The 19,957-nt window shown below is 70.8% G+C and carries 24 protein-coding genes and 1 tRNA gene; 9 read left to right on the forward strand and 16 right to left on the reverse strand.

Annotated elements, in window-relative coordinates; translation table 11 throughout:
- Window positions 1-81 precede the first annotated feature (81 nt).
- Both BMZ18_RS11450 and BMZ18_RS11455 read left to right on the forward strand, forming a co-directional pair.
- Window positions 82-1,302, forward strand: coding sequence for an MFS transporter (locus tag BMZ18_RS11450; RefSeq protein WP_068365542.1), 1,221 nt, complete (start codon window positions 82-84; stop codon window positions 1,300-1,302).
- Between the two features lie 26 nt (window positions 1,303-1,328).
- Entirely contained in the window at window positions 1,329-1,691 is a 363-nt protein-coding gene (locus BMZ18_RS11455; protein WP_068103461.1) for an ArsR/SmtB family transcription factor, read from the forward strand.
- 30 nt (window positions 1,692-1,721) lie between these two features.
- Here BMZ18_RS11455 and bluB read toward each other — a convergent pair whose 3' ends face one another.
- A complete protein-coding gene (gene bluB / locus BMZ18_RS11460; protein WP_068365543.1) occupies window positions 1,722-2,336 on the reverse strand; it encodes a 5,6-dimethylbenzimidazole synthase in 615 nt (204 codons plus the stop codon).
- Window positions 2,337-2,400: 64 nt separating this feature from the next.
- Here bluB and BMZ18_RS11465 point away from each other — a divergent pair, with 64 nt between their 5' ends.
- Window positions 2,401-3,084 carry a TetR/AcrR family transcriptional regulator gene (locus BMZ18_RS11465; RefSeq protein WP_244516504.1) on the forward strand — a complete coding sequence of 228 codons (684 nt, stop codon included), beginning with the start codon at window positions 2,401-2,403 and terminating at the stop codon, window positions 3,082-3,084.
- 74 nt (window positions 3,085-3,158) lie between these two features.
- Window positions 3,159-3,983 (forward strand): GAF and ANTAR domain-containing protein, encoded by an 825-nt coding sequence (locus tag BMZ18_RS11470; RefSeq protein WP_139203936.1) that lies wholly within the window; start codon window positions 3,159-3,161, stop codon window positions 3,981-3,983.
- 25 nt (window positions 3,984-4,008) lie between these two features.
- On the opposite strand, the gene BMZ18_RS11475 is transcribed toward BMZ18_RS11470, so the two are convergent.
- The 4 genes from BMZ18_RS11475 to BMZ18_RS11490 all read right to left on the reverse strand — a co-directional run bounded on the left by BMZ18_RS11475 (window position 4,009) and on the right by BMZ18_RS11490 (window position 8,540).
- The gene (locus BMZ18_RS11475) at window positions 4,009-4,689 is read right to left on the reverse strand and encodes a GAF domain-containing protein (protein WP_068365546.1); all 681 of its coding nucleotides are present in this window, start codon (window positions 4,687-4,689) and stop codon (window positions 4,009-4,011) included.
- Between the two features lie 108 nt (window positions 4,690-4,797).
- The gene (locus tag BMZ18_RS11480; protein ID WP_503629791.1) at window positions 4,798-6,324 is read right to left on the reverse strand and encodes a sugar transferase; all 1,527 of its coding nucleotides are present in this window, start codon (window positions 6,322-6,324) and stop codon (window positions 4,798-4,800) included.
- Between the two features lie 167 nt (window positions 6,325-6,491).
- The gene (gene phoU / locus BMZ18_RS11485) at window positions 6,492-7,130 is read right to left on the reverse strand and encodes a phosphate signaling complex protein PhoU (protein ID WP_068365548.1); all 639 of its coding nucleotides are present in this window, start codon (window positions 7,128-7,130) and stop codon (window positions 6,492-6,494) included.
- Between the two features lie 144 nt (window positions 7,131-7,274).
- A complete protein-coding gene (locus tag BMZ18_RS11490; protein ID WP_068365549.1) occupies window positions 7,275-8,540 on the reverse strand; it encodes a sensor domain-containing phosphodiesterase in 1,266 nt (421 codons plus the stop codon).
- Window positions 8,541-8,803: 263 nt separating this feature from the next.
- Here BMZ18_RS11490 and BMZ18_RS11495 point away from each other — a divergent pair, with 263 nt between their 5' ends.
- Entirely contained in the window at window positions 8,804-9,244 is a 441-nt protein-coding gene (locus tag BMZ18_RS11495; protein WP_139203937.1) for an ATP-binding protein, read from the forward strand.
- Between the two features lie 87 nt (window positions 9,245-9,331).
- Here the strand turns inward: BMZ18_RS11495 and BMZ18_RS11500 are convergent, their stop codons facing one another.
- The 4 genes from BMZ18_RS11500 to dcd all read right to left on the reverse strand — a co-directional run bounded on the left by BMZ18_RS11500 (window position 9,332) and on the right by dcd (window position 13,641).
- Window positions 9,332-10,153: an Hsp70 family protein gene (locus BMZ18_RS11500; RefSeq protein ID WP_167322522.1), complete on the reverse strand. Its 822-nt coding sequence runs from the start codon at window positions 10,151-10,153 to the stop codon at window positions 9,332-9,334.
- A gap of 171 nt (window positions 10,154-10,324) precedes the next feature.
- Entirely contained in the window at window positions 10,325-11,422 is a 1,098-nt protein-coding gene (locus BMZ18_RS19715) for a hypothetical protein (protein WP_074922194.1), read from the reverse strand.
- A 39-nt stretch (window positions 11,423-11,461) separates the two neighbouring features.
- Complete coding sequence (locus BMZ18_RS11510) at window positions 11,462-12,979, reverse strand: hypothetical protein (protein ID WP_139203939.1); 1,518 nt, start codon at window positions 12,977-12,979, stop codon at window positions 11,462-11,464.
- Between the two features lie 95 nt (window positions 12,980-13,074).
- The gene (gene dcd, locus BMZ18_RS11515) at window positions 13,075-13,641 is read right to left on the reverse strand and encodes a dCTP deaminase (RefSeq protein ID WP_068103481.1); all 567 of its coding nucleotides are present in this window, start codon (window positions 13,639-13,641) and stop codon (window positions 13,075-13,077) included.
- 70 nt (window positions 13,642-13,711) lie between these two features.
- On the opposite strand from dcd, the gene BMZ18_RS11520 reads away from it, so the two are divergent.
- The 3 genes from BMZ18_RS11520 (at window position 13,712) to BMZ18_RS11530 (ending at window position 16,024) form a co-directional block, all read left to right on the forward strand.
- Window positions 13,712-13,785: transfer RNA gene (locus tag BMZ18_RS11520), tRNA-Gly, on the forward strand.
- Window positions 13,786-13,835: 50 nt separating this feature from the next.
- Window positions 13,836-14,642: a transglutaminase-like domain-containing protein gene (locus BMZ18_RS11525; protein WP_068363415.1), complete on the forward strand. Its 807-nt coding sequence runs from the start codon at window positions 13,836-13,838 to the stop codon at window positions 14,640-14,642.
- Between the two features lie 83 nt (window positions 14,643-14,725).
- Window positions 14,726-16,024: a lipase family protein gene (locus BMZ18_RS11530; protein ID WP_068363412.1), complete on the forward strand. Its 1,299-nt coding sequence runs from the start codon at window positions 14,726-14,728 to the stop codon at window positions 16,022-16,024.
- Window positions 16,025-16,054: 30 nt separating this feature from the next.
- Here BMZ18_RS11530 and BMZ18_RS11535 read toward each other — a convergent pair whose 3' ends face one another.
- The 6 genes from BMZ18_RS11535 to BMZ18_RS11560 form a co-directional block, all read right to left on the reverse strand.
- Entirely contained in the window at window positions 16,055-16,234 is a 180-nt protein-coding gene (locus tag BMZ18_RS11535; RefSeq protein WP_068363410.1) for a hypothetical protein, read from the reverse strand.
- A gap of 22 nt (window positions 16,235-16,256) precedes the next feature.
- Complete coding sequence (locus BMZ18_RS11540) at window positions 16,257-16,511, reverse strand: hypothetical protein (protein WP_068363408.1); 255 nt, start codon at window positions 16,509-16,511, stop codon at window positions 16,257-16,259.
- Entirely contained in the window at window positions 16,508-16,945 is a 438-nt protein-coding gene (locus BMZ18_RS11545; RefSeq protein WP_068363407.1) for a hypothetical protein, read from the reverse strand. The genes BMZ18_RS11540 and BMZ18_RS11545 overlap by 4 nt, the downstream gene beginning before the upstream one ends.
- Window positions 16,942-17,349, reverse strand: a complete 408-nt coding sequence (locus BMZ18_RS11550) for a Fur family transcriptional regulator (RefSeq protein ID WP_244516505.1) — start codon at window positions 17,347-17,349, stop codon at window positions 16,942-16,944. The genes BMZ18_RS11545 and BMZ18_RS11550 overlap by 4 nt, the downstream gene beginning before the upstream one ends.
- Window positions 17,350-17,485: 136 nt before the next feature.
- Window positions 17,486-17,644 carry a CDGSH iron-sulfur domain-containing protein gene (locus BMZ18_RS11555; RefSeq protein ID WP_068106384.1) on the reverse strand — a complete coding sequence of 53 codons (159 nt, stop codon included), beginning with the start codon at window positions 17,642-17,644 and terminating at the stop codon, window positions 17,486-17,488.
- 55 nt (window positions 17,645-17,699) lie between these two features.
- Window positions 17,700-18,353 (reverse strand): HemK2/MTQ2 family protein methyltransferase, encoded by a 654-nt coding sequence (locus BMZ18_RS11560; protein ID WP_139203940.1) that lies wholly within the window; start codon window positions 18,351-18,353, stop codon window positions 17,700-17,702.
- Between the two features lie 360 nt (window positions 18,354-18,713).
- Between BMZ18_RS11560 and BMZ18_RS11565 the strand changes: the two genes are divergently transcribed.
- On the forward strand, window positions 18,714-19,178 hold the full coding sequence (locus BMZ18_RS11565; protein WP_068106388.1) for an Hsp20/alpha crystallin family protein: 465 nt from the start codon (window positions 18,714-18,716) through the stop codon (window positions 19,176-19,178).
- Window positions 19,179-19,218: 40 nt separating this feature from the next.
- Here BMZ18_RS11565 and BMZ18_RS11570 read toward each other — a convergent pair whose 3' ends face one another.
- Complete coding sequence (locus BMZ18_RS11570) at window positions 19,219-19,818, reverse strand: TetR/AcrR family transcriptional regulator (protein WP_162269855.1); 600 nt, start codon at window positions 19,816-19,818, stop codon at window positions 19,219-19,221.
- Window positions 19,819-19,957 lie beyond the last annotated feature (139 nt).

Here is a 19,957-nt window from a genome sequence, read left to right on the forward strand (position 1 = left end):
ACGGCACGAGAACGCCGGCCTCGTGGCCGACCAACGGGTTCTCGTGTGCACACGTGCGAACATGTTGGTACTGTCGCGTCCATGTGGACCGTCCTCGGCAACCCGCGATTCCGCCCGCTCTTCGCCGCTCAGGTGGTGGCCCTCGTCGGCACCGGGCTGCTCACCGTCGCCCTCGGCCTGCTCGCCTACGACCTCGCGGGCACCGACGCCGGAGTCGTCCTCGGCCTCGCACTCGCCATCAAGATGGTCGCGTACGTCGTCGTCGCGCCGATCATGTCCGCTGCGGCGCACCGGGTTCCGCGACGCACCCTCATGGTGAGCGCGGACGCGGTGCGCGCCGCCGTCGCTCTCGCCCTCCCGTTCGTCGACCAGGTCTGGCAGATCTACGTCCTGATCGCCGTCCTGCAGTCCGCCTCCGCGACCTTCACGCCCGCGTTCCAGGCCGTCATCCCCACCGTCCTGCCCGACGAGCGTGACTACACCCGCGCCCTGTCCCTCTCCCGGCTCGCCTACGACCTGGAATCCGTCCTCAGCCCCGTCCTCGCCGCGGCCGCGCTCCTGGTGACGAGTTACCACTCGCTGTTCGTCGGCACGCTCGTGGGATTCCTCGGATCGGGACTGCTGGTGTGGCGTGGTCTCGCCCGACGGGCCGACGCACCCACCGACCACGCCGACGCCCCGAACCGCCGCGCCCGCGTCACCGCGGGAGCCCGCCTCATGCTGGCCGACCCCGTGCTCCGCGGGCTGCTCTGGCTGAACGCCGTGGTGGCGTCGGGAACCGCCGTGGTCCTCGTCGCCACCGTCACGATCGTCCGCGACGAGCTCGGCGGCGGCGAGACCGCCGTCGCGCTCGCCCTGGCCTGCTTCGGTGCGGGCTCGATGGTCACGGCCCTCGCCCTCCCGCGCCTGCTCGATCGGGTGCACGACGTCCGGCCGGTCATGATCGTCGGCGCCGCCGCGGTGGCGACCGTTCTCGCGCTCGTCGCGGTCGGTTTCACCGTCGGCGGCGGCTGGGCCGTCCTGGCGACCGGCTGGACGCTGCTCGGCGCCGCGACGTCGGCGATCTCCACCCCGACCGGCCGCGTCCTGCGCGATCGCACCGCCGAGGCCGACCGGCCCCTCGTCTTCGCCGCCCAGTTCTCCCTTTCGCACGCCTGCTTCCTCGTCACCTATCCCCTGGCGGGCGTGCTCGCGTCGACACCCGTCGCTGCCCCGGCCACGGCGGCGGTGCTCGCTACACTCACCGCAGCAGCAGCGGCGCGGACCTGGCCGCGCACGGTGGCCGAGCCGGTCCCCGTGTGACTCCGACGAGCAGGGTGGTGACGGCGATGGCCGGCGAGCAGGACCGCACCCGTCCACCGTCGCTCGTTCATCCCGTCGACCCCGACACCGCGCGACTCGACGCCGCCACCAACACCTTTCGCATGCTGGCCGACCCCACCCGTCTGCACATCCTGTGGACCCTCACCGACGGCGAGGCGGACGTGACCGCCCTCGTCGACGCATGCGGCGCCTCCCGCACCGCCGTGAGTCAACACCTGGCGAAGCTGCGCTTCACCGGACTGGTGGACACGCGTCGAGAGGGGCGACGCGTGGTCTACCGCATCCGCGACGGGCACCTCGCACGGTTGGTGCGGGAAGGCATCAACCACGCCGACCACGTCGTCACCGGCGAGCCGCCGCACGAGTGACCGGCGGGCCGCCGCACGAACGACACTGCGTCACCAGCGTTCCCAGTGCACCGCGTCTGTCAACGGTCGCCGGGGCCGCCAGCCGAACCGCTCGAGATCGGGCACGTCCTGCAGCGTCTCGACGGGCCCGACGCACAGCCACGCGACCGGACGCGACGCCCCGCCGACACCGATCAAATCCCGCAGGAACGGCTCGTCGTAGAACGACACCCACCCGACCCCGATCCCCTCGGCCGTCGCCGCGAGCCACAGGTTCTCGACCGCCAGCGCCACCGACAGCAAGCCGGTCTCCCGCACCGTCGCTCGGCCGAGCACGTGCTCACCGCCGCGCGCGTCGTCGTAGGTGACGACGACGCCCGTCCCGCTCGTCTCGATGCCCTCGATGCGGATCGGGTCGAACGTCGCGGCCCGCTCCGGCGGCAACGACGCCGCGAAGTCCGCCCGACGCGCGGCGACGTGCTCGGCGAACCGGCGCAACGTGGCCCGCTCCCGCACGACGACGAAGTCCCACGGTTGGGTGTTGCCGACGCTCGGCGCCCGGTGGGCGGCCTCCAGAACACGCCACAGCACGTCGTCGGGAACGACGTCGCCGGTGAATTCGCGACGCACGTCACGTCGTCGGGCGATCGCCTCGAACACGTCCATGTCCGAGACGGTGCCAGACGGGGCATACAGTGTCGGCAATCGTCTCGAGAAAAGGGGCAAGGTGGTGTCTTCGGCGACGCCCGGACGCGGTCAGCTGACCCGTACGGTCATTCTCCGCGCCGGTATCGACTTCATCGATCGCCACGGTGCACGCGATCTGACCATGCGCCGATTGGGGTCCAGCCTCGGCGTCGAGGCCATGGCGCTCTATCACTACTTCGCCGGCAAGGACGATCTGCTGGACGGCATCGTCGAGCAGGTCATCGACGATCTGGACAGCGATCCGCAGGTGCTCGCCGAGGGCGCGGACGGGTGGCGGGACTACCTGACCCGACTCGCCCACGGGGTCCGCCGCATGGCTCTGGCTCACCCGCAGGTCTTTCCGCTCATCGCCACGCGCCCGTCCGCGGCGCCGTGGGTGCGTCCGCCGCTACGCAGCGTGCGGTGGCTCGAGAACTTTCTCGCCAGTCTGATGGACTTCGGGTTCGACGCTCCGGCGGCGGCAGCGGCCTACCGCTCGTACACCAGCTTCCTGCTCGGTCATCTGCTGCTCGAGGTCGCCGGGACCGACGACGCCGATTCGGCGGGGTCGGACTCCCTCGACCCGACCGACTACCCCACCGTGGTGGCTCTGCGGGACGACCTCTCGCGCGATCCCGGCGACGCGGACTTCGAGGCGGGACTACAGGACCTGCTGACGCGGCTCGATCCGGCCGACGCAGTCGGTCGCGAGCCCCGAGGGGGGTAGCGTCACCGACGCACGGCCGTGCACGGACCCGATCCCCGTTGCGGTGCTCGTTCTCCGCCGACGAAGGGCTCACCATGACCACCGGTACGAACGCGGACGACCCACTTTCCACACCGTCCACGGACGAGGTTCTGGCCACCCTCGCCGAAGCGCTGAAGGACCTCGACTCCGTCGTTCGCTCCTTCGAGCACGCCGACGCCGAGCTGGCGTCCATCTGCGCCCGCGTGGTCACGGCGGTGCCGGGAGCGGACGCGGCGGGGGTGACCGTGCTGCGGGACGGCACCGCCGTCACCGCCGCCAGCACCGAGGCCTTCGTCCTGGCCATCGACGCCGCACAGTACGAGCAGCAGGAGGGTCCCTGCGTCGACGCGGCAGTCACACGCGACATCGTGCGCGCCGACCGCGCACAGGCCGCCGAGCGGTGGCCGTCGTTCGCCCGCGCCATCGAGCGGGTCGACGTCACGAGCTTCCTGTCCGCTCCCATCACCGCCGGCGAGGACTACGTGGGCGCCCTCAATCTCTACGGTCACCACGGGCACGATTTCGACACCGTCGACGAACAGGCCCTGCGCGTCTACGTCCGGGCCGCGCAGTCCGTTCTGTCGGCCGACGAGCGCGCCCAGCAGGCCGCCCGGCGCGTCGAGGGGTATGCCGCCGCCATGGAGTCTCGCGCCGCGATCGAGCAGGCCAAGGGTGCGTTGATGATCGCTCTCGGCGTCACCGCGGACAAGGCGTTCGATCTGCTGCTCTGGCGGTCTCAGACCACCAACGTCAAGGTTCGCGATCTCGCGGAACAGTTCGTCACCGACCTGGCGACGCTGGACACGGCGCCCGGCGCGTTCGCCGACGAACTCGGCAAGGTGCTCATGACGGTCCACCAGCGCGTGCTCGAGCAGTAGACGGGTCCTCGCCGCGTCGGAGCACTCAACCGCCGGTGGAGTCCGAGGTGTCCTGCCCCCGGTGGAAGCGCGCCCGCCGCTCGGTGACGTCGACGGCCAGGTCCTCGACGGGCCGCCGCGCCGCGTAGGCGGCCGCGCGCAGACGGGAGAGGGCCTCGTCCGGCGACACCGACAACTGCACCATGATCATGCCCACGGCCATGTCGACGTGCGGTCGCAGCCGGGGGAAGCCCGGATCGCCGGACTCGCTGCGGGCCACCATCTCGAGCAGGGTTCGGGCGATCTCGGCGGCACAATGGTCCACCGCGTCGAGCTGGCGCGCCGTCAACGCCCCCGCCCCTCCGCGGTGCAGCTCCAGCACCCCGATGGGCGCCCGGGCGGCCGACAGCGGCACGGCGACGATGCTTCCCACGCCGATGCGCTTCGCGTCTCCGGAGAATCCCGGCCAGCGGCTGTCCGCCTCGCGCGCGACGTCGTCGACGAGGACGGGCGACCCGGTGCGCAGCGCGTCGAAACACGGGCCGTGGCCGGTGGCGAACTGCAGATCGTCGAGGGCCAGCGCGACTTCGTCCGTGGCATAGAGGACGTCGTGAGCAGCATTGCTGATCAGAGCGACCGACGCGCCGTCACAGGCGGTGTAGCGCACCAACGGCCGACAGAGATCGGCGAGCGCACGGACCGCGTGGGCCCCGTCTGTGCGCCACATAACCGTGCTCCCAGTCCTCGACCGCCTCGTCGACCATCGAGTGCCCCCACGACGACCTTCTCAACCGGGACGACGGCATCCGATCGACCGGCGGTCGACGACGCCGGGTCAGTAGGCGCCGTCGCTGGACGCGACCGCCTTGATGGTCTTGAGCACGATGAGCATGTCGCCGGTCATCGACCAGTTCTCGACGTAGCTCAGGTCGAGGCGGACCGCTTCCTCCCAGGACAGGTCGGACCGGCCACTGACCTGCCAGAGACCGGTGAGGCCCGGCTTGACCAGCAGGCGTCGACGCACGTCACCGTCGTACGTCTCCACCTCGCGGCGCAGCGGCGGACGGGGACCGACGATCGACATCTCGCGACGCAGGACGTTGAACAGCTGCGGCAGCTCGTCGATGCTCAGCCGACGCAGGACGCGTCCGACCGCGGTGACCCGCGGGTCCTCCCGCATCTTGAACAGCACGCCGCCGTCGCTGTCGTTGAGGGCGAGCAAGTCCTCGATCCGCGCGTCCGCGTCCTGCACCATCGAGCGGAACTTGATCATCTGGAACGGCGTGCCGTCGAGACCCATACGCTCGGACCGGTAGAAGACCGGACCGCGGCTGGTGACCTTGATCAGCACCGCGACCACCAGGAACAACGGCAGGACCGCCAGCAGTGCGGCACAGGCGAAGACCAGGTCGAACGCCGTCTTTCCGAACCGGCTGGCGCCGTTGTACTGCGGCTTCTCGACATGGATCAGCGGCAGGCCGGCCACGGGCCGCATGTGCAGTCGTGGGCCCGCCACGTCGACCACGCCGGGCGCGACCACCAGGTCGACGTTCTTCTTCTCGAGGTCCCACACCATGCGGCGGATGCCCTCGTGACCGATGTGATCGGTCGCGGTGACGGCGACGGTGTCCGCGCCCGACGCCTCGATGGCCGCCAGCACGTCGTTCTCGTCACCGAGAATCGGCAGCGACAGCCCGTCCACCGACAGTTGCTCGTCCGCCACCTGCTGGGTGCGCGGGAGGCAGACGCCGACCACGGCGTATCCGGCCGACGCGTCGCGGGCGAAGGACCGGGCCATCGCGTGCGCGGACGCGTGACTGCCGACGATGACCACCGACGTCGTGAACCGGCCCTCGCGCCGCTGCCGGGCGAGGTGGCGGCGGAACAGCCAGCGGGAGACCAGCAGACCGGCCAGGCCGAAGGGCAGCGCGATCGCGAGATACCCGCGGGCGAACTCGATGCGCAGGAGCAGCGAGACGATGGCGACGAGGCCGAACAGGCGGAACGTGGCCGAGAGGATGCGCCGGTACTCCTCGGCGCCGCTGCCGAGAACACGCGGCGATCGCGTCCGGAAGATGGACAGGAACGCGAGCCACGTTCCGGCGAGCAGGACCGACACCACCGTGTAGTCGACGGACGCGATGGACGCGAGGTGGGGTGCGCCGAACCGCACCACCTGCGCGCAGACGACGGCGGCGATCACCACCACGGTGTCGGCCAGTCGCACGCGGTCGATCAGACCGCGTTCCCACTCACGGCGCGACGCCACCCGGCGGGGGCGACGAATTCGCCCGGAGGACGACGAATTCTCGCCCGATGCGTCACCGAGCGACACACTTTCCGCGAAGTTGGGTGCAGACACGCGCGAACCTTTCAAGCCGAGAGCGGGCACGGCCGGTTCATCGATCCGACTCGTCAGTCCGTTACCTTATTGCCTGTTCGCAGGACCTGCACAGTGGAGCACAGTGGCCGCGCTCACATAGTTGGATCTCACGAAAAGCAACCGATCGAACGACGCGATCGCCCAATTCAATTCTTTCGCCCACTGACGAAGAAAACGATTCTGGACGCGACATCCACGATTTGATCGGCATACCGCTCGAAATACCGTCCCAGCAACGCCACGTCGACCGCATTGACGACATCCGGTCCGTCCTCGGCCACCACCCGGCCCACAACGACCGACTTGAGTTCGTCCACCCGATCGTCCATTCGATCGAGGTCCTCGACGTGCTCGAGCTCGCTCGACCGCAATGCCGCCACGATGCGCTCGCACATCTCCAGGCACAGTCGCGCCATTTCCTCGAACGGCTCGATCAGATCGGTGGGAACGATCGGCTCGGGAAAGCGGCGCCGCGCCGCCTCCGCGATGTGAACGGACAGACCGACCATTCTCGCGAGGTCGCTGCTGATCCGCACGGCGGAGAAGACCCGGCGGAGATCCGCGGCCACCGGCGCCTGGAGGGCCAGCACCTTGACGGCCTCGTCCTCGCAACGGGTGCCGAGTTCGGCCAGCGCCTCTCCGCGCGCGATGACCTCCTCCGCGGCCCGGAGATCGGCGTCGAGCAGCGCCCGACTGGCCCGCCGCATCGCCTCCTCGGCGCCGGTGGCCAGCTCGCACAGATCGGCGTTCAGATCGCCCAGCTGGGCGGTGTAAGCATTTCTCATCGTCGACTCCCGACTCCCGACACCACGACCCCTCGCCGGACGTGGGATACGCCCGGCTCCGGTCCGCGGTGCCCGTTCACGCGGCAGCCACGTTTCCTCGAGCCGCTGACGTCTGTCCGTTCCGCACGCCGAGACGCGCTCCGATCACACGAGACCGAGAGCGCGCACGTCGGCCGCGGGCACAGCGCGAGAGTAGAGGAAACCCTGGACCAGCGTGCACCCATTGTGCCGCGCCGACCTCGCCTGTTCCTCCGTCTCGATCCCCTCGACCACCACGCTGCGCTCGGTCACCGAGGCGAAGCCCGTCAACGCGCCCACCAAAGTGTCGCCGTCCGGCGAGCCCATGCGGTGGCTCAGGGCCTTGTCCACCTTGAATCCGTCGACGGGCAGCTCCATCAGACGTTCGAGGCTCGAATGACCGGTCCCCAGATCGTCCAACACCACGCGATAACCCCGCAGTCGGAGATCCCGCACGAAGGCCACCGCCCGCGGCGAGTCCGTATAGGACCGGGTCTCGGTCAATTCGAAGACGACGCGCTGCGGCGGCACCGCCGACGCGGCGACGATCTCGTCGAGCTGCTCGACGGACCTGGCCACCCCGAGATGCCGAGCGCAGAGGTTGACGTGGAGATCGAGCGTCGGCACGTCGGTCAGCCATTCAGCGAACGCCGCCAGCGCGCCGGCGAGCACCGTGTGATCGACGTCGATCTCGAGGTCGGTGTCGGCGACGGCGGAGAAGAAATCCTCCGGCGGCACCACGTCGACACCGGTACGCGTCGGCCGCAGCAGACGCGCCAGCGCCTCGAACGCGACGACGTCTCCGGAGTCGAGATCGACGATGGGCTGGAACCACGGGACGATCTCGCCCTCGCCCAGGACCGCGCCGGGACCGCGGGGCGCCCACGTCGACCGACCGTGCCCGCGGATCGCGTCGAGGTGCGACTCCACCAGGCGCGCGAAGTCGGACAACGTCGACAGGACGTAGTCACCGGCGGGATGCGGCTCGGTGTCGACGACGCACAGCGTCCCGATCACCAACCCCTCCCGCCCCACGAGCGGTACGGCGACGTAGGACCGGTACTCGAGTCGCACCAGGTTGGCCGCCGCGGCGGCGACCAACGGGTCCGTCGACCGCGCCTCCCGACGGCTGTCGCTGATCGCGACGGGCCGACCCGCGTCGACGACGAGGGCGCAGGTGGCGTCGTCGCGGGGCATCACGGTCGGACCTCGATCGCCGTGCTTGGCGACGGTGTACTGCCGGTCCTCGTCGATGATGTTCACCATGGCGGTGGCGAAGCCCAGGGTGGTGGCCGCCAGCGACAGCAGGGTGTCGAGCGACGGGTCCTCGACGGAGAAGTCGACGTAGTTTCGTGCCGACTCGCTGCGACGGCGCTGCGCCGTTCTGAACATCGGCCGCTCCGTTCCGTCGAGTCGATCCCACTGCCTGCCGCACCGGTCACGCGCGCCGATGCGACGTGACCGGGATCACGAGTTCCCTCGTGCATGGATTCGGTACCACTGATGCGAGGTATCGGTGCGGAGAAGAAAAAAGTTTCAACTTCTCCGTCGTCGGTCCAATTTACCTGGTCGTAAACCGTCGTCGTGACCGGTCTGTGACGAACTTCCCGTGGCGGCCGTGTGAGAGAGGGCCCTGCAGTGGGTACAGACGGCGCATGACGGCAGGGCTCGCGCAGCACACGGACACCGCGGAGGCGATGCCCGCCCCCGAATTCGCCCTGGTCGACATCCCGGCCGAACCCCGGCGGCTGTCGTCCGTGCGTACCGACGTCCAGCGCTGGCTCGAGACCCACGGGATCGACGACGAGCGATGTCAGGACATCACGCTGGCGACCTACGAGGCGCTGGCCAACAGCGTCGAGCACGCGTATTGCAGCGACGCCGCCCGTGACGACGCCTGCACCGTGACGCTGCACGCCGTGGTGACCGACAGCCGCACCGTTGCCGTCGACGTCGCCGATCACGGCCGGTGGATGGACCACGAGGACGATCCGCGACGGGGGCGAGGACTTCCGCTCATCCACGCGCTGGCCGACCACGCCACCGTCGACACCTCGTCGGAGGGGACCGTCGTGACGATGCGCTGGCACCTGTAGCTGCCGCGCGAGTTCTGCCACACGATCGAGATCGAATCCGCGGATCCGCTGATGCCGGCGAGACAATGCGGGAAAACTCGCACGGGCCTACGACGCGGACGCGAACCGGTGCTGCGCCGAGACGGTCCGCGCCGCCAGTACCGCCGCTCCCCGCGCCGCCAGTGACTGCGGCTCCGCGGGCATGACCAGCGCTTCGCCCCACTGCTGCGCGAACACGCCCCGCACGAGCGGCAGGTTGGCCGGCCCACCCACCAGCACCACCGTGTCCACGCGGCGTCGGCCGCGAGCCACCACGTCGTACACCCACGACGACACCGCGGTCACCGCATCGAGCACCAGGCGATCGACCGTCGTCCGGAACACCGTCACCGATCCGCCGAGGAACGGGCCACCCACCTGCACCGCACGGTGCACCGCAAGCATCTCCAGAGCCCATTCGACTCCGTCGTCGAGAGTGGCGTCGGCGCTCGGGGTGCGCGGGGCGGACGTGCCGTAGGCCGAGAGCAGGTGTTCGCGAACGGCTGCGGCCACCGTGGCTCCGCGGAACGCGTCCGACCACTCGGCGTCGTGCACGATCCCGCTGCCGACGTCGACCACGGACACCGACGTCCCGGACTTCCCGATGTCGACCACCGCGATCGTGGACTGAGGTTCCACCAACCCGCGCAGAGTCAGGTAGGTCAGCTGGGCGCCGAGCTCCGACGCGACCCGCACGCACCCACCCTCGTGCAGAACGGTCGCGGCGGACCCGACCCGGCAGCGCGGATCGTCCGGGACGACCAGGACAGCGCTCTCGCGGTTGCCGGCGTGACGTGCGCAGACCGAATCGACGATCTCCACCGCGGCCTCGAGCCGGTCACGCCCCCGAGGAACCGTGACCGACTCGGTGCCGAGCAGCGCACGACCCATCGGGTCCATGATCGCCGCACGAACTGCGGATGCACCGAGAGAGACCCCCACCACTGCTCGCATCTGCCCGCCCCGTGTCGTCGCCCTGCGCCGTCGGGACGAGCTTAAACCTGCACGGCGGATGCACCGTGCCCAATTTGTGGAGTTTTGGTTTGTTTCACTACCCGGCGTTCACTCGCCGTCGGTGGACTCGTCGTTCGGCCCCGGGTCGGGCTCGGGCTCGTTCGGGGTGGAAGGCTCGGTGTCAGAGGGCTCGGCCGTCACGACGGGCGGGTCGACCGTCGTGCTGCCACCGCCGGTGCTGGGCGTCCCGCCGCCGGTACCGGGCGAGCCGGTGCCGGGGGTTCCGGTGCTCCCGCCGCCTCCCCCGGTTCCACCGCCGGACGTGCCACCGCCCGAGGCGCCGCCACCGCCCGACGTGCCCCCGCTCGACGAGCCTCCGCCCGACGAGGTGCCACCACCCGACGAGGGCGACCCGCCGGCGGACTGTGGGCGCGGCACGGACGGCGCATCGGGACGCGCCGCCTGCGACCCCGGGGGCGCGGGCACGGCGAGGCGAGGCTCGACCGCTCCGGCAACCCCACCGACTCCGGACTCCGCGTTCTCGCTCCCGGGGGCCGACGACGGTGCCGGCGCGCTCGACGGCGGCGTCGCGACGCCGGGGGTCGACGGGGCGTCGGTGCCGGCCGTTCCGTCCGATCCGTCGGACGTCGCGGACTCGACCGCACCGGGCGCCGGCTCCGACACCACACGGGGTGCGGTGGTGGCGGCCCACACCGTGACGGACGCCGCGATCAGCGCGGCGGCGACGCCCGCTCCGACGACCGCCATGCCGCGCCGCCGCGGCGAGGCGGGCGGCGGCGCATCGGGCGCGTCGGGAATCAGCACGGGGGCGGCCACGGTCGCGCCACGATCAGCCCACAGCGCCGCGTCCACCGGTGCGCCGTACCGACCGTCGGGGTCGACGCTCGACAGACTGTCGAGATCGACGAGCGCGACATCGGCGAGCAGGTGGTGCTCGAGTGCGCGAGACACGCTGTGCCACAGGGACGGATCGCCGAGCGCGACGGCGGTGCGATGCACGCCGAGGTCGGCACGCTTGGCCCGCAACGACATGACGCCGATCGCGGCGGCGACCGCGTCGCCGACGTCCCCGTCGCCGAGACGGGTGGTCCGCTCGTCCACCGGGCCGAGCTGCGGCAGGTCCACGTCGACGAGGGCGGCCGTGACGGAGTCCTCGTCGACGACGACCCCTAGGGCGATGTGCATGCGCGCAGCCTTCCGTGACCGCTGGTGACGATGTCCATGTCAGTGAGTGGGGGTGGTGGTGGGCTTCGGGGGAGCCGACGACGTGCTGGGGCGAACGGTCGTGGTCGCCGCCGGCGGGGATGTGGTCGCCGATGTGCCGGGCGCCGAGGTCGAGGCCGGGGGACGCGGCGTCGGGTCGTCGTCACGGTCGCGGGTGGGCGTGGTGTCCCGGCCACCGCCCCCGTTCGCCGCCGAGGACCGTCCGGGCCCGCTGGGGCCGCCCGCGGCGGGCGCAGTGTCCGGTCGCGCCGACGACGGCGCCGAAGCGGACGGCTGCCGCGGATCGGTCGACGTGGTCACCGACGGGGGCGAGGTGACGGTGCCGGCGACGTCCGTCAGGGGGAGGGTGGGGGCCGTCGTGGCCGTCGTGGTGTCGGTCGACGTCGGTGCCGGCGCGGCGCCTTGCGGGCGGGTCTGCGCGGGGGTGGCGTCGGGCGTCGACACACCCGAGGTGGCCACGACGCGATCCGTCGCACGGACGTCGACCGGTACGCGCTCCGACGCCCCCGCCGCCGCGCCCAGGGTGGCGACGGCCACCAGGGCCGCGGTTCCGGCGACGGCGGCGACCCGCGGGGATCGGCGTCGCTCGGCCGCAGCGTGGGCGCCGATCGGCGCCGGACCGGTCTCCACCGCTTCTGCAGCGGGGCGCTCGACCACCGGAACCCGTTGTGCGGGAATGCTTCGCGGCGCCGCGAAGAGCCGGGCCGACGGGATCACGGTGGACAGGTTGGCGGCGCCCATTGCCGAGAACGCAGCGGGGTGCCGCGGCGCGCGGACCGGGGCGGCGGTGCGGTGGGCGATGACGTCGACCACCGACGTCGACTCCGCGCACCCACCGACCAGCAGCACGACCTGCGCGCCGAGGCGCACCGCGTCGTCGATCAGGGGTTGGACGCGCACCGCACAGTCGGCCACGATGGCGTCGAACTCGCTGCGGCGCAGGCGAACCGGGTCGGTCACGAACGGTCCGGACAGATCGACGGCCCGCTCGGTCCCCAGCATGCGCACGGCCCGATCGGCGGCCGCGGCGAGGCCGGCCATCTCGGCGGACCCGCCGCGCTCGGCAGCACCGTAGGTGGACCAGAGGTACGAGGTGACGGCCATGGTGAGGGCGTCGCCGGAGAATTCGTCGGTGCCGACACTGGAGATCAGACGCCCGGTCAGCGTGTCCAGCAGGTGGATTCGCGTGCCCACGCGGCCGACGTCGACCACCGCGATCACCCGCGCGTCGTCGACGCATCCCTCGACTCGGGCCGCCGCGAGGAACGCGTCGCACTCCCCGACCAGGCGCACTCCGCCGCGGCCGACCCAGTCCTCGGGATCGCCGCCGATCGCCATGACCGGCGCGTCGTGACCCGCGGCCGCAGCCAACTCCAGGGCGGCGTCGCACGCGTTGTCCAATGCCCGGTCCATGGACACGGGGCGTTCGGTCACCGCGAGCAACTCGCCGGTCTCGGACACCGTCGCGCCGCGGACGACGCCGGTGCTCATCGTGACACCGAACAATTGGGCTGGCATGAGTCACCACCATCGGTCGTGAATACGGACAGACCGATAGTACGGGCTCAAACCGGGCGTATCAACGTAATGTCCGGATGAAACCGACCGAAAGTCTAGGTTCGGAAGTTCAAGTAGGCCTTCGAGGGCGTCGGGCCGCGTTGTCCCTGGTACTTCGATCCGAGCGTCGACGAACCGTACGGCCGCTCGGCCGGGCTGGACAGCCTGAACAGGCACAACTGGCCGATCTTCATGCCCGGCCAGAGGGTGATCGGCAGGTTGGCCACGTTGGACAGCTCCAACGTGATGTGGCCACTGAAACCGGGGTCGATGAACCCCGCCGTCGAATGTGTGAGGAGTCCCAGACGTCCCAGGCTCGACTTGCCTTCGAGGCGACCCGCGAGATCGTCCGGCAGGGTGATCGCCTCCAGCGTCGACCCCAGCACGAACTCGCCCGGATGCAGCACGAAGGGCTCGCCCTCGCCCGGCTCCACCAGCGTCGTCAGATCGTCCTGCTGCTGCTTCGGATCGATGTGGGTGTACTTCGAGTTGACGAACACCCGGAACAGCGAATCCAGCCGCACGTCCACGCTCGACGGCTGCACCATCGACTCGTCGAACGGGTCGACACCCAGTCGCCCGGCCGTCACCTCGGCCCTGATGTCACGATCGGAAAGCAGCACGCGGCCAGGCTACTGACCCGCCGCGACCTCCTGATAGCCTGGGCGCTGCACGGCCCCACCGGTCGCGCGCGCCGATGTAGTTCAATGGCAGAACATCAGCTTCCCAAGCTGAATACGCGGGTTCGATTCCCGTCATCGGCTCCACCGGCCCCTCTCATCCGGCCCCGTTCCCGCCGCGCCCGTACGCTGCGCGCATGACCGAACGCGTCGTCTCCGCCCGCCTCGATCTCGAGGTCACCGATCCCACCACGCTCGAACTGCAGATCGCGGTGGCTCCACTGCCGGGTGCGGACGTCGTCGACACGCTGTCGATCACCGTCGACGGCGAGCCCGCCGAGGTGACCGAGTTCGCCGGATCCCACGGCACGCGGGTGCACCGACTGCCCGTGAAGAGCGGGAAGGTTCTGGTGCAGTACGACGCCACCGTCACCGGACTCGCCGATCCCGCCCCGACCACCGAGCTCGAACGCGCCATCTACCTGCGGCCGAGCCGCTACGCCGAGGCGGACAAGTTCTTCGGGTTCGCCGCCACCGAGTTCGGCAGCATCGAGGACGACGCGGACGTGGTGACCGCCGTCGCCGACTGGGTGGGTGCCCGGCTCAGCTACGTGCCCGGCAGCAGCGACCCCATCGACGGGGCCGCGGACACACTCCTGGCCGGGGCCGGCGTCTGCCGCGACTACGCCCACCTGGTCGTGGCGATGCTCCGCGCGCTGAACGTGCCGGCCCGACTGGTCGCCGTTTACGCCCCCGGGTGCGATCCGATGGACTTCCACGCCGTCGTCGAGGCGATGGTGGGTGACCGGTGGCTGGTGGTCGACTCGACGGCGCTGGCCCCGCGGCAGACGCTGGTGCGGATCGCCACGGGACGGGACGCCGCCGACACGGCCTTCCTGACCAACTACCGCGGCGCGATGACGCTGAACTCCTCCGAAGTGACCGCCGTGGTGACGGAGGGACTGCCCGTCGACGACGGCAGGGAGGCCGTGGTCCTGCGCTGACGGGGCGTCTCGGACGCGGGGTTACTGTTACCCGAGGGACCGAACCCGTCCCTGCCACTCGGGGCCGAGGGAAGCGGAGCGACATGAGCGTCCAGCACGAGGCGGCGGAGCCGAGCACCCCGGACGAGGTGCCGTTCTCCCCGCGGCCGGTGGGCCTGCCGTCGACCGATCCCTTCTACCGCGTGCCGAAGGGGTTCGAGAGCGCGGAGCCCGGTGACGTGCTGCGGGCGCGACGGGTGGAGGTCGGGCTGTTCTCACTGGTCCCCCAGCGCATCGACGCGTGGCAGCTGCTGTACCGCACGTCGGACCTGCACGGCGATCCGTCCACCGCGGTGACCACCGTGTTGCTGCCCGCGGGAGCGCGACCGGACGAGACCAGGCCGGTGGTGTCCTATCAGTGCGCCATCGACGCCGTGAGCGACCGCTGCTTCCCGTCCTACGCGTTGCGACGTGGCGCCCATGCGCTGGGTTCGCTGCCGCAGGTGGAGATGGTGGTGGTGCGCTACGCGTTGCGACGCGGGTGGGCCATCACCCTGCCCGACCACGAGGGTGCCGACGGGCGGTGGGGTGCGCCGGTGGAACCGGGCTACATCACGCTCGACGGCGTGCGCGCCACCCTGTCCTTCGAGCCGGCCGGACTCGGCCCGAGCAATCCCGTTGCGTTGTGGGGCTACTCCGGCGGCGGACTCGCGACGTCCTGGGCCGTCGAGGCCGCGGGCACCTACGCCCCCGAACTGAACATCGTCGCGGGTGCGCTCGGCTCACCGGTGGGCGATCCCGCCTCGGCGTTCACACGCCTGAACGGCGGGCTCTTCGCCGCGCTGCCGACGATGGTGGTCGAGGGACTGCGCCGGACCTACCCGGACCTCGCGCGGATCATCGACGAGACGGTGGCCGAACCGGGTCAGGACATCCTGCGCCGCTTGCAGAGTCGGACCACGGTGCACGCGACCCTCGCGCTGATGATGCACGATCTCGATCGCTACACCCGAATTCCCCTGGCGGACATCATGGCTCGGCCAGAACTCGTGCAGATCTTCCAGGACATCCAGCCGGGCAAGTCGGCGCCGAGGTTCCCGCTGATGATCAATCAGGCGGCCTACGACTGGATCATCGCCTGCGACGACGTCGACGGTCAGGTGCAGCGCTACCGCAAGGCCGGAGCCCACGTGCGCTACGACCGCGACCGGCTGGCCGACCACATCTCGCTGCACCCGCTGACCGCATCGGTGGTCATGGAGTGGCTGGCGGATCGATTCGCCGGGCGGCCGTTGGACGCGCCGTCGGACACCACCCGCTGGTCCACCGCGCTGACTCCGCGGGGGCTGCGCGGACTGCTCGGCCTGGGCGTGTCGACGGGACTGGCCGCGCTGGGCCGCTGACCTCTGCCCTGGCCGACGGGCCGACGCGACTCAGCCGGCGTCGTCGGTCTCGGCCGGCGGCACGGAGTACCCGGGGATGTCGTCCGACTCGGTCCCCGACTCGTCCGGCTCGGCCGCTCCGGACTGCTCCCCCGAGTGCGGGGTGCCGAAGTCCGGTGGGCCCATGGCCTCGCCGTATCCCGACAGGTCCGGTGTCGTGCTCTCGCTCATGGCAGTCCTCTCGATCCGGTGGTCACGCGCCGAGCTTGGCGACGACGTCGGTCAGGGCGGCGGCCGCGCGGGCGACGGCCTCGGAATCGGGCCGGTCGCCGAGCTCGCGAACCAAGGCTGCGCGCGTGGTCACCAGCAGGTCCTCCCCCTCGTCCTCGGTCACGACCACCTCGGGCACCCCTCCGGAATCCCCACCGGAACCACGCAGCACCAGGACGGCACCCTCCGCCCCGCCGAGCAGGTCGTCGACGTCCTCGGGGCGCACCTGCGGCGTCACGGCCGTGCCTCGTGCCCACGACGCCCGTGGGTGCGCCGGTCCTCTTTCATCTCGGCCTCGAACACGTGCCGCCGACCGTCCATCAGGCGTTCCCGGATCCGCCGCTCGTGGTCGCGCACGGTGGTCCAGTAGCCGTCGTCGAAGTCCTCGACGATCTGGAAGGTCCACCGGCCCTCGAGCACGTTGCGCCCCACCACGTTCCGCTCGAGTTCGTCGGCCTCGTCGGGGTGGCCCGCGTCGCGCAACGCGTCGGCGGCCTCGCCGAGAGTGAGGTCCGCCCGGCCCATCATCTGGTGGAAGTCGTAGAGAGCACCGCGAGCGCGCTCCACCCATTCCAGCGCCTCGGACACCGACCCCACGGCCTCGACGGTCTCGTCCGAGACCCCCTCCGGCCGTCGATGATCGGCCAGCATCTTCTCGCGATCGTCACTCATGACGGCCGTGTACCCCCGGCCGAAGCGGTCAAGCCCCGCTGCGCTGCGCAATCTCCGCAGACGCCCCAGAAGAAGACGTCGACCCCGTCCACTCGGAAATCGGGCACGTCCGATCCGGTCGGCGCGAGGTCCACTCCCGGCACGATCGCGGTGTCGAACAGACGACGGCAGTGCCGGCACATCAGGTGATGGTGATCGTCGCCCTCGATCCGAAGCTCGTACAGGGCAGCGGAATCGGCCGGCTCGACCCGGCGCAACAGTCCGACGGCCACCAGCGCGTCGAGGTTGCCGTAGACGGTCTGCCGGGACAGGCCCCGGTGACGCAGGGTGCGCGCGACGAAGCCGGCGTCGACGTGGGGATGCGAGGCGATGACGCCGAGGACCAGCAGGCGTGGCACCGTCACGCGAAGACCGCGCTGGTGCAACACGTCCCGCCACTCGGCGTCGGTCGGCCCCGGACGGGGAGCCTGATCTGGTGTAGTCGGATGAACGTCCACGGGCGCCGAATAACCCCGACGAACGCGACCAAACACCCGTCGGTCAGGTGTTCTCGCGCGTCGCCCGAACCTTGCGTCGATGGCTCGTGTCGCAGAACGGGTAGTTCTTGCTTCGCCGACACGCGCAGAGCGCCACCATGAATCGATCCGACCGGACCGAGGTGCCGTCCTCGAGTTCGACGTCGACCGGGCCCTCGACCATCACCGGACCACCGGGCACCACCCGCACCCGGCGTACCTCGCGCCCGTCGGACCCGTCAGGCACGGCGAGCTCGCACGACCACCAATTCCTCCGAACGGCGGCCCGGCTCCAGCTTGCCCGACGCCTCCAACCAGGCGGCGCGAGAATGCATGACGGGGCCGAACGCGATGCGACGGCGGGCCGCGACGTCCGCGACGGCACCCGCCGCGGTGAGACGGCGCAGCGTCTCCGGTACGCCGGAGAACTCGGAATGGACGATCAGCATGGTTCCGTCCGGCGTGAGCAGCTCACGGACGGCGTCGCACAGCGGGTCGAGGACCACGCGGCCGTCGTCACCGGCGTCCCAGGCGCGGTGAATCCCGACGCCTTCGGGCCGGTTCGGCGACGGCACGTACGGAGGATTGGAGACCACCAGATCGAACGGCCGCTCGGCGAGCGCGTCGGTCAGGGTGCCGCGCCGGGCGTCCACCTCGGCACCGATCCGTCGGGCGTTGTCGGCGACGCAGGCCACGGCACGGGGGTTGATGTCGTAGGCGAGAACCTCGCGTGCGCCGAGCAGTGCGGCCTGGATTCCCAGGACGCCGGTGCCAGTGCACAAATCGAGAACACGGGCGTCGAGCGGCGCCGAGGCCACCGCCATGACGTCGCAGAGGAAACGCGAATCGTCCTGCGGTGCATACACACCGGGGTGGGCACGGACAAGGTCCATCGCATCGTGGCGAACTGTGGTCACAGAGCTGCCTCTCGTCGGTCTCGCCCGGCGACCGTCCGCTCGGCGGCTCGCTCCACCGCCCGCTCCCGGTCCGCACCCTTTGCTCGAGTCCGTTGATGGGCATGTCCACCCGTGGGCCCGGGTGGGTCACCCACGGCGACACCGTGGGTCACCCACGGGATCCCCCCTGGGCGTCACACGCATGCCCCGACCCCGGGGGCTCGAAACCGACGACGCCGGAAAATGCGCCGACACGGATCTGGCACTCTCCACCCGAGAGTGCTAATCTCGGTGCTGCACAGCTGGTAGGAGCCTCCACGCGGGGTGGAGGCCGCTGATGTGATGGAGGTGAGTGCTGTGCTTCGCTTCGATCCCTTCTCCGACATCGACTCGGTGGCCAAGCAGCTGCTCGGTGCGTCCGCAGGATCGCCGCGCGTGCCCCGGTTCATGCCGATCGATCTCTACAAGTCGGGAGACCACTACGTCCTCAAGGCCGATCTGCCGGGCGTCGACCCGGGTTCGGTGGACGTCGACGTCGACAACGGCATCCTGACGCTGCGGGCGGAGCGCACCGCACCGAGCGATCAGGGCGTGCAGTGGATCACCTCGGAGCGGTTCTCGGGCAAGTACATGCGTCAGCTGAGCCTGGGCGAGGGCATCGACACCGAGGGCATCGCGGCGACGTACGACAACGGCGTGCTCACCGTGACCATCCCCGTCGCGGAGAAGGCCAAGCCGCGTCGCATCGAGATCGGACGCAGTTCCGACGGGCCGCAGCAGGTGGAGACCGGCGGCCGCACCGAGGTCACCTCGGGGCAGTGAGGTCGAGGCGCGCCGGGGCGGGTCGCCCGCCCCGGCGGGCCTACCACCTCCTGGCGATGAGGGTGGCGATGCGCGGAATCTCCTCCGGCGGTAGGGGTTCGAGCCCCACCACCACCTGTCGGGTCAGCAGCCCGTCCACCGACATGGCGAACAGTTCCGCCGACGCGGTGGTGGCCGGGTAGCCCGCCTCGGTCATCTTGTCGACGATCAGTGCGACGAAGGCGGCGAGTTGGCGGTCGAAGACCGCCTTGATCTCCGGCCGCACCAGCCCTTCGCCCAGGAGATGATGCCGGGCGATCACGCGCGCGCGGTGGTCGTCGCTGCACATGTCGGTGACGAATCCGACGATCGCGTCGACCACGGCGTCGAGGTCCCAGCGGTCGAGGGCGAAGTGCGCCGCGGCCACCGCCATGTCGCGACGGAACACTTCCTCGAGGGCGAGGGACAGCAGCGTGGCGCGGTCCGGAGCGTGATAGTTCACAGCACCGGCGCCGAGGCCGGTGGCCTGATCGACGGCGCGATGGGTGAATCCGCGTGGCCCGCGCTCGGCCAGAACGGCGACGGCGGCCCGGGCGATCAGCGCGCGACGGTCCGGTTTGGACACGGCCGTCGCACCCTCGTCTCGGCCCCGCGTGATCACGGCCGTGACTCTACGGTCCTGCACGGTGATGCGGGCGCGCACGTCGCATCTGCAACCCGAGTGTGACCCGCAGCGACGGGGACGACCCACCGGCCGTCACCGCCGCTCCCCCGACTGCGACCGCCCGCCCCCGGTCCCG

It is taken from the genome of Rhodococcoides kroppenstedtii, assembly GCF_900111805.1.
In the GTDB taxonomy this organism is placed as follows: Bacteria; Actinomycetota; Actinomycetes; order Mycobacteriales; family Mycobacteriaceae; genus Rhodococcoides; species Rhodococcoides kroppenstedtii.

Excerpts from the sequence above, each read along its gene's own strand:
- BMZ18_RS11500 (WP_167322522.1), bottom strand. The coding sequence starts at position 10,153 with ATGGGTCGTGCGCTGCTCGGCACCGAGTCGGTCACGGTTCCTCGGGGG.
- BMZ18_RS11545 (WP_068363407.1), bottom strand. The coding sequence starts at position 16,945 with ATGAGTGACGATCGCGAGAAGATGCTGGCCGATCATCGACGGCCGGAG.
- BMZ18_RS11495 (WP_139203937.1), top strand. The coding sequence starts at position 8,804 with ATGACGGCAGGGCTCGCGCAGCACACGGACACCGCGGAGGCGATGCCC.
- BMZ18_RS11560 (WP_139203940.1), bottom strand. The coding sequence starts at position 18,353 with ATGGACCTTGTCCGTGCCCACCCCGGTGTGTATGCACCGCAGGACGAT.
- phoU (WP_068365548.1), bottom strand. The coding sequence starts at position 7,130 with ATGAGAAATGCTTACACCGCCCAGCTGGGCGATCTGAACGCCGATCTG.
- BMZ18_RS11555 (WP_068106384.1), bottom strand. The coding sequence starts at position 17,644 with ATGGTCGAGGGCCCGGTCGACGTCGAACTCGAGGACGGCACCTCGGTC.
- BMZ18_RS11490 (WP_068365549.1), bottom strand. The coding sequence starts at position 8,540 with ATGTTCAGAACGGCGCAGCGCCGTCGCAGCGAGTCGGCACGAAACTAC.
- BMZ18_RS11530 (WP_068363412.1), top strand. The coding sequence starts at position 14,726 with ATGAGCGTCCAGCACGAGGCGGCGGAGCCGAGCACCCCGGACGAGGTG.
- BMZ18_RS11455 (WP_068103461.1), top strand. The coding sequence starts at position 1,329 with ATGGCCGGCGAGCAGGACCGCACCCGTCCACCGTCGCTCGTTCATCCC.
- bluB (WP_068365543.1), bottom strand. The coding sequence starts at position 2,336 with ATGGACGTGTTCGAGGCGATCGCCCGACGACGTGACGTGCGTCGCGAA.
- BMZ18_RS11535 (WP_068363410.1), bottom strand. The coding sequence starts at position 16,234 with ATGAGCGAGAGCACGACACCGGACCTGTCGGGATACGGCGAGGCCATG.
- BMZ18_RS11450 (WP_068365542.1), top strand. The coding sequence starts at position 82 with ATGTGGACCGTCCTCGGCAACCCGCGATTCCGCCCGCTCTTCGCCGCT.
- BMZ18_RS11470 (WP_139203936.1), top strand. The coding sequence starts at position 3,159 with ATGACCACCGGTACGAACGCGGACGACCCACTTTCCACACCGTCCACG.
- BMZ18_RS19715 (WP_074922194.1), bottom strand. The coding sequence starts at position 11,422 with ATGCACATCGCCCTAGGGGTCGTCGTCGACGAGGACTCCGTCACGGCC.
- BMZ18_RS11525 (WP_068363415.1), top strand. The coding sequence starts at position 13,836 with ATGACCGAACGCGTCGTCTCCGCCCGCCTCGATCTCGAGGTCACCGAT.
- BMZ18_RS11510 (WP_139203939.1), bottom strand. The coding sequence starts at position 12,979 with ATGCCAGCCCAATTGTTCGGTGTCACGATGAGCACCGGCGTCGTCCGC.
- BMZ18_RS11475 (WP_068365546.1), bottom strand. The coding sequence starts at position 4,689 with ATGTGGCGCACAGACGGGGCCCACGCGGTCCGTGCGCTCGCCGATCTC.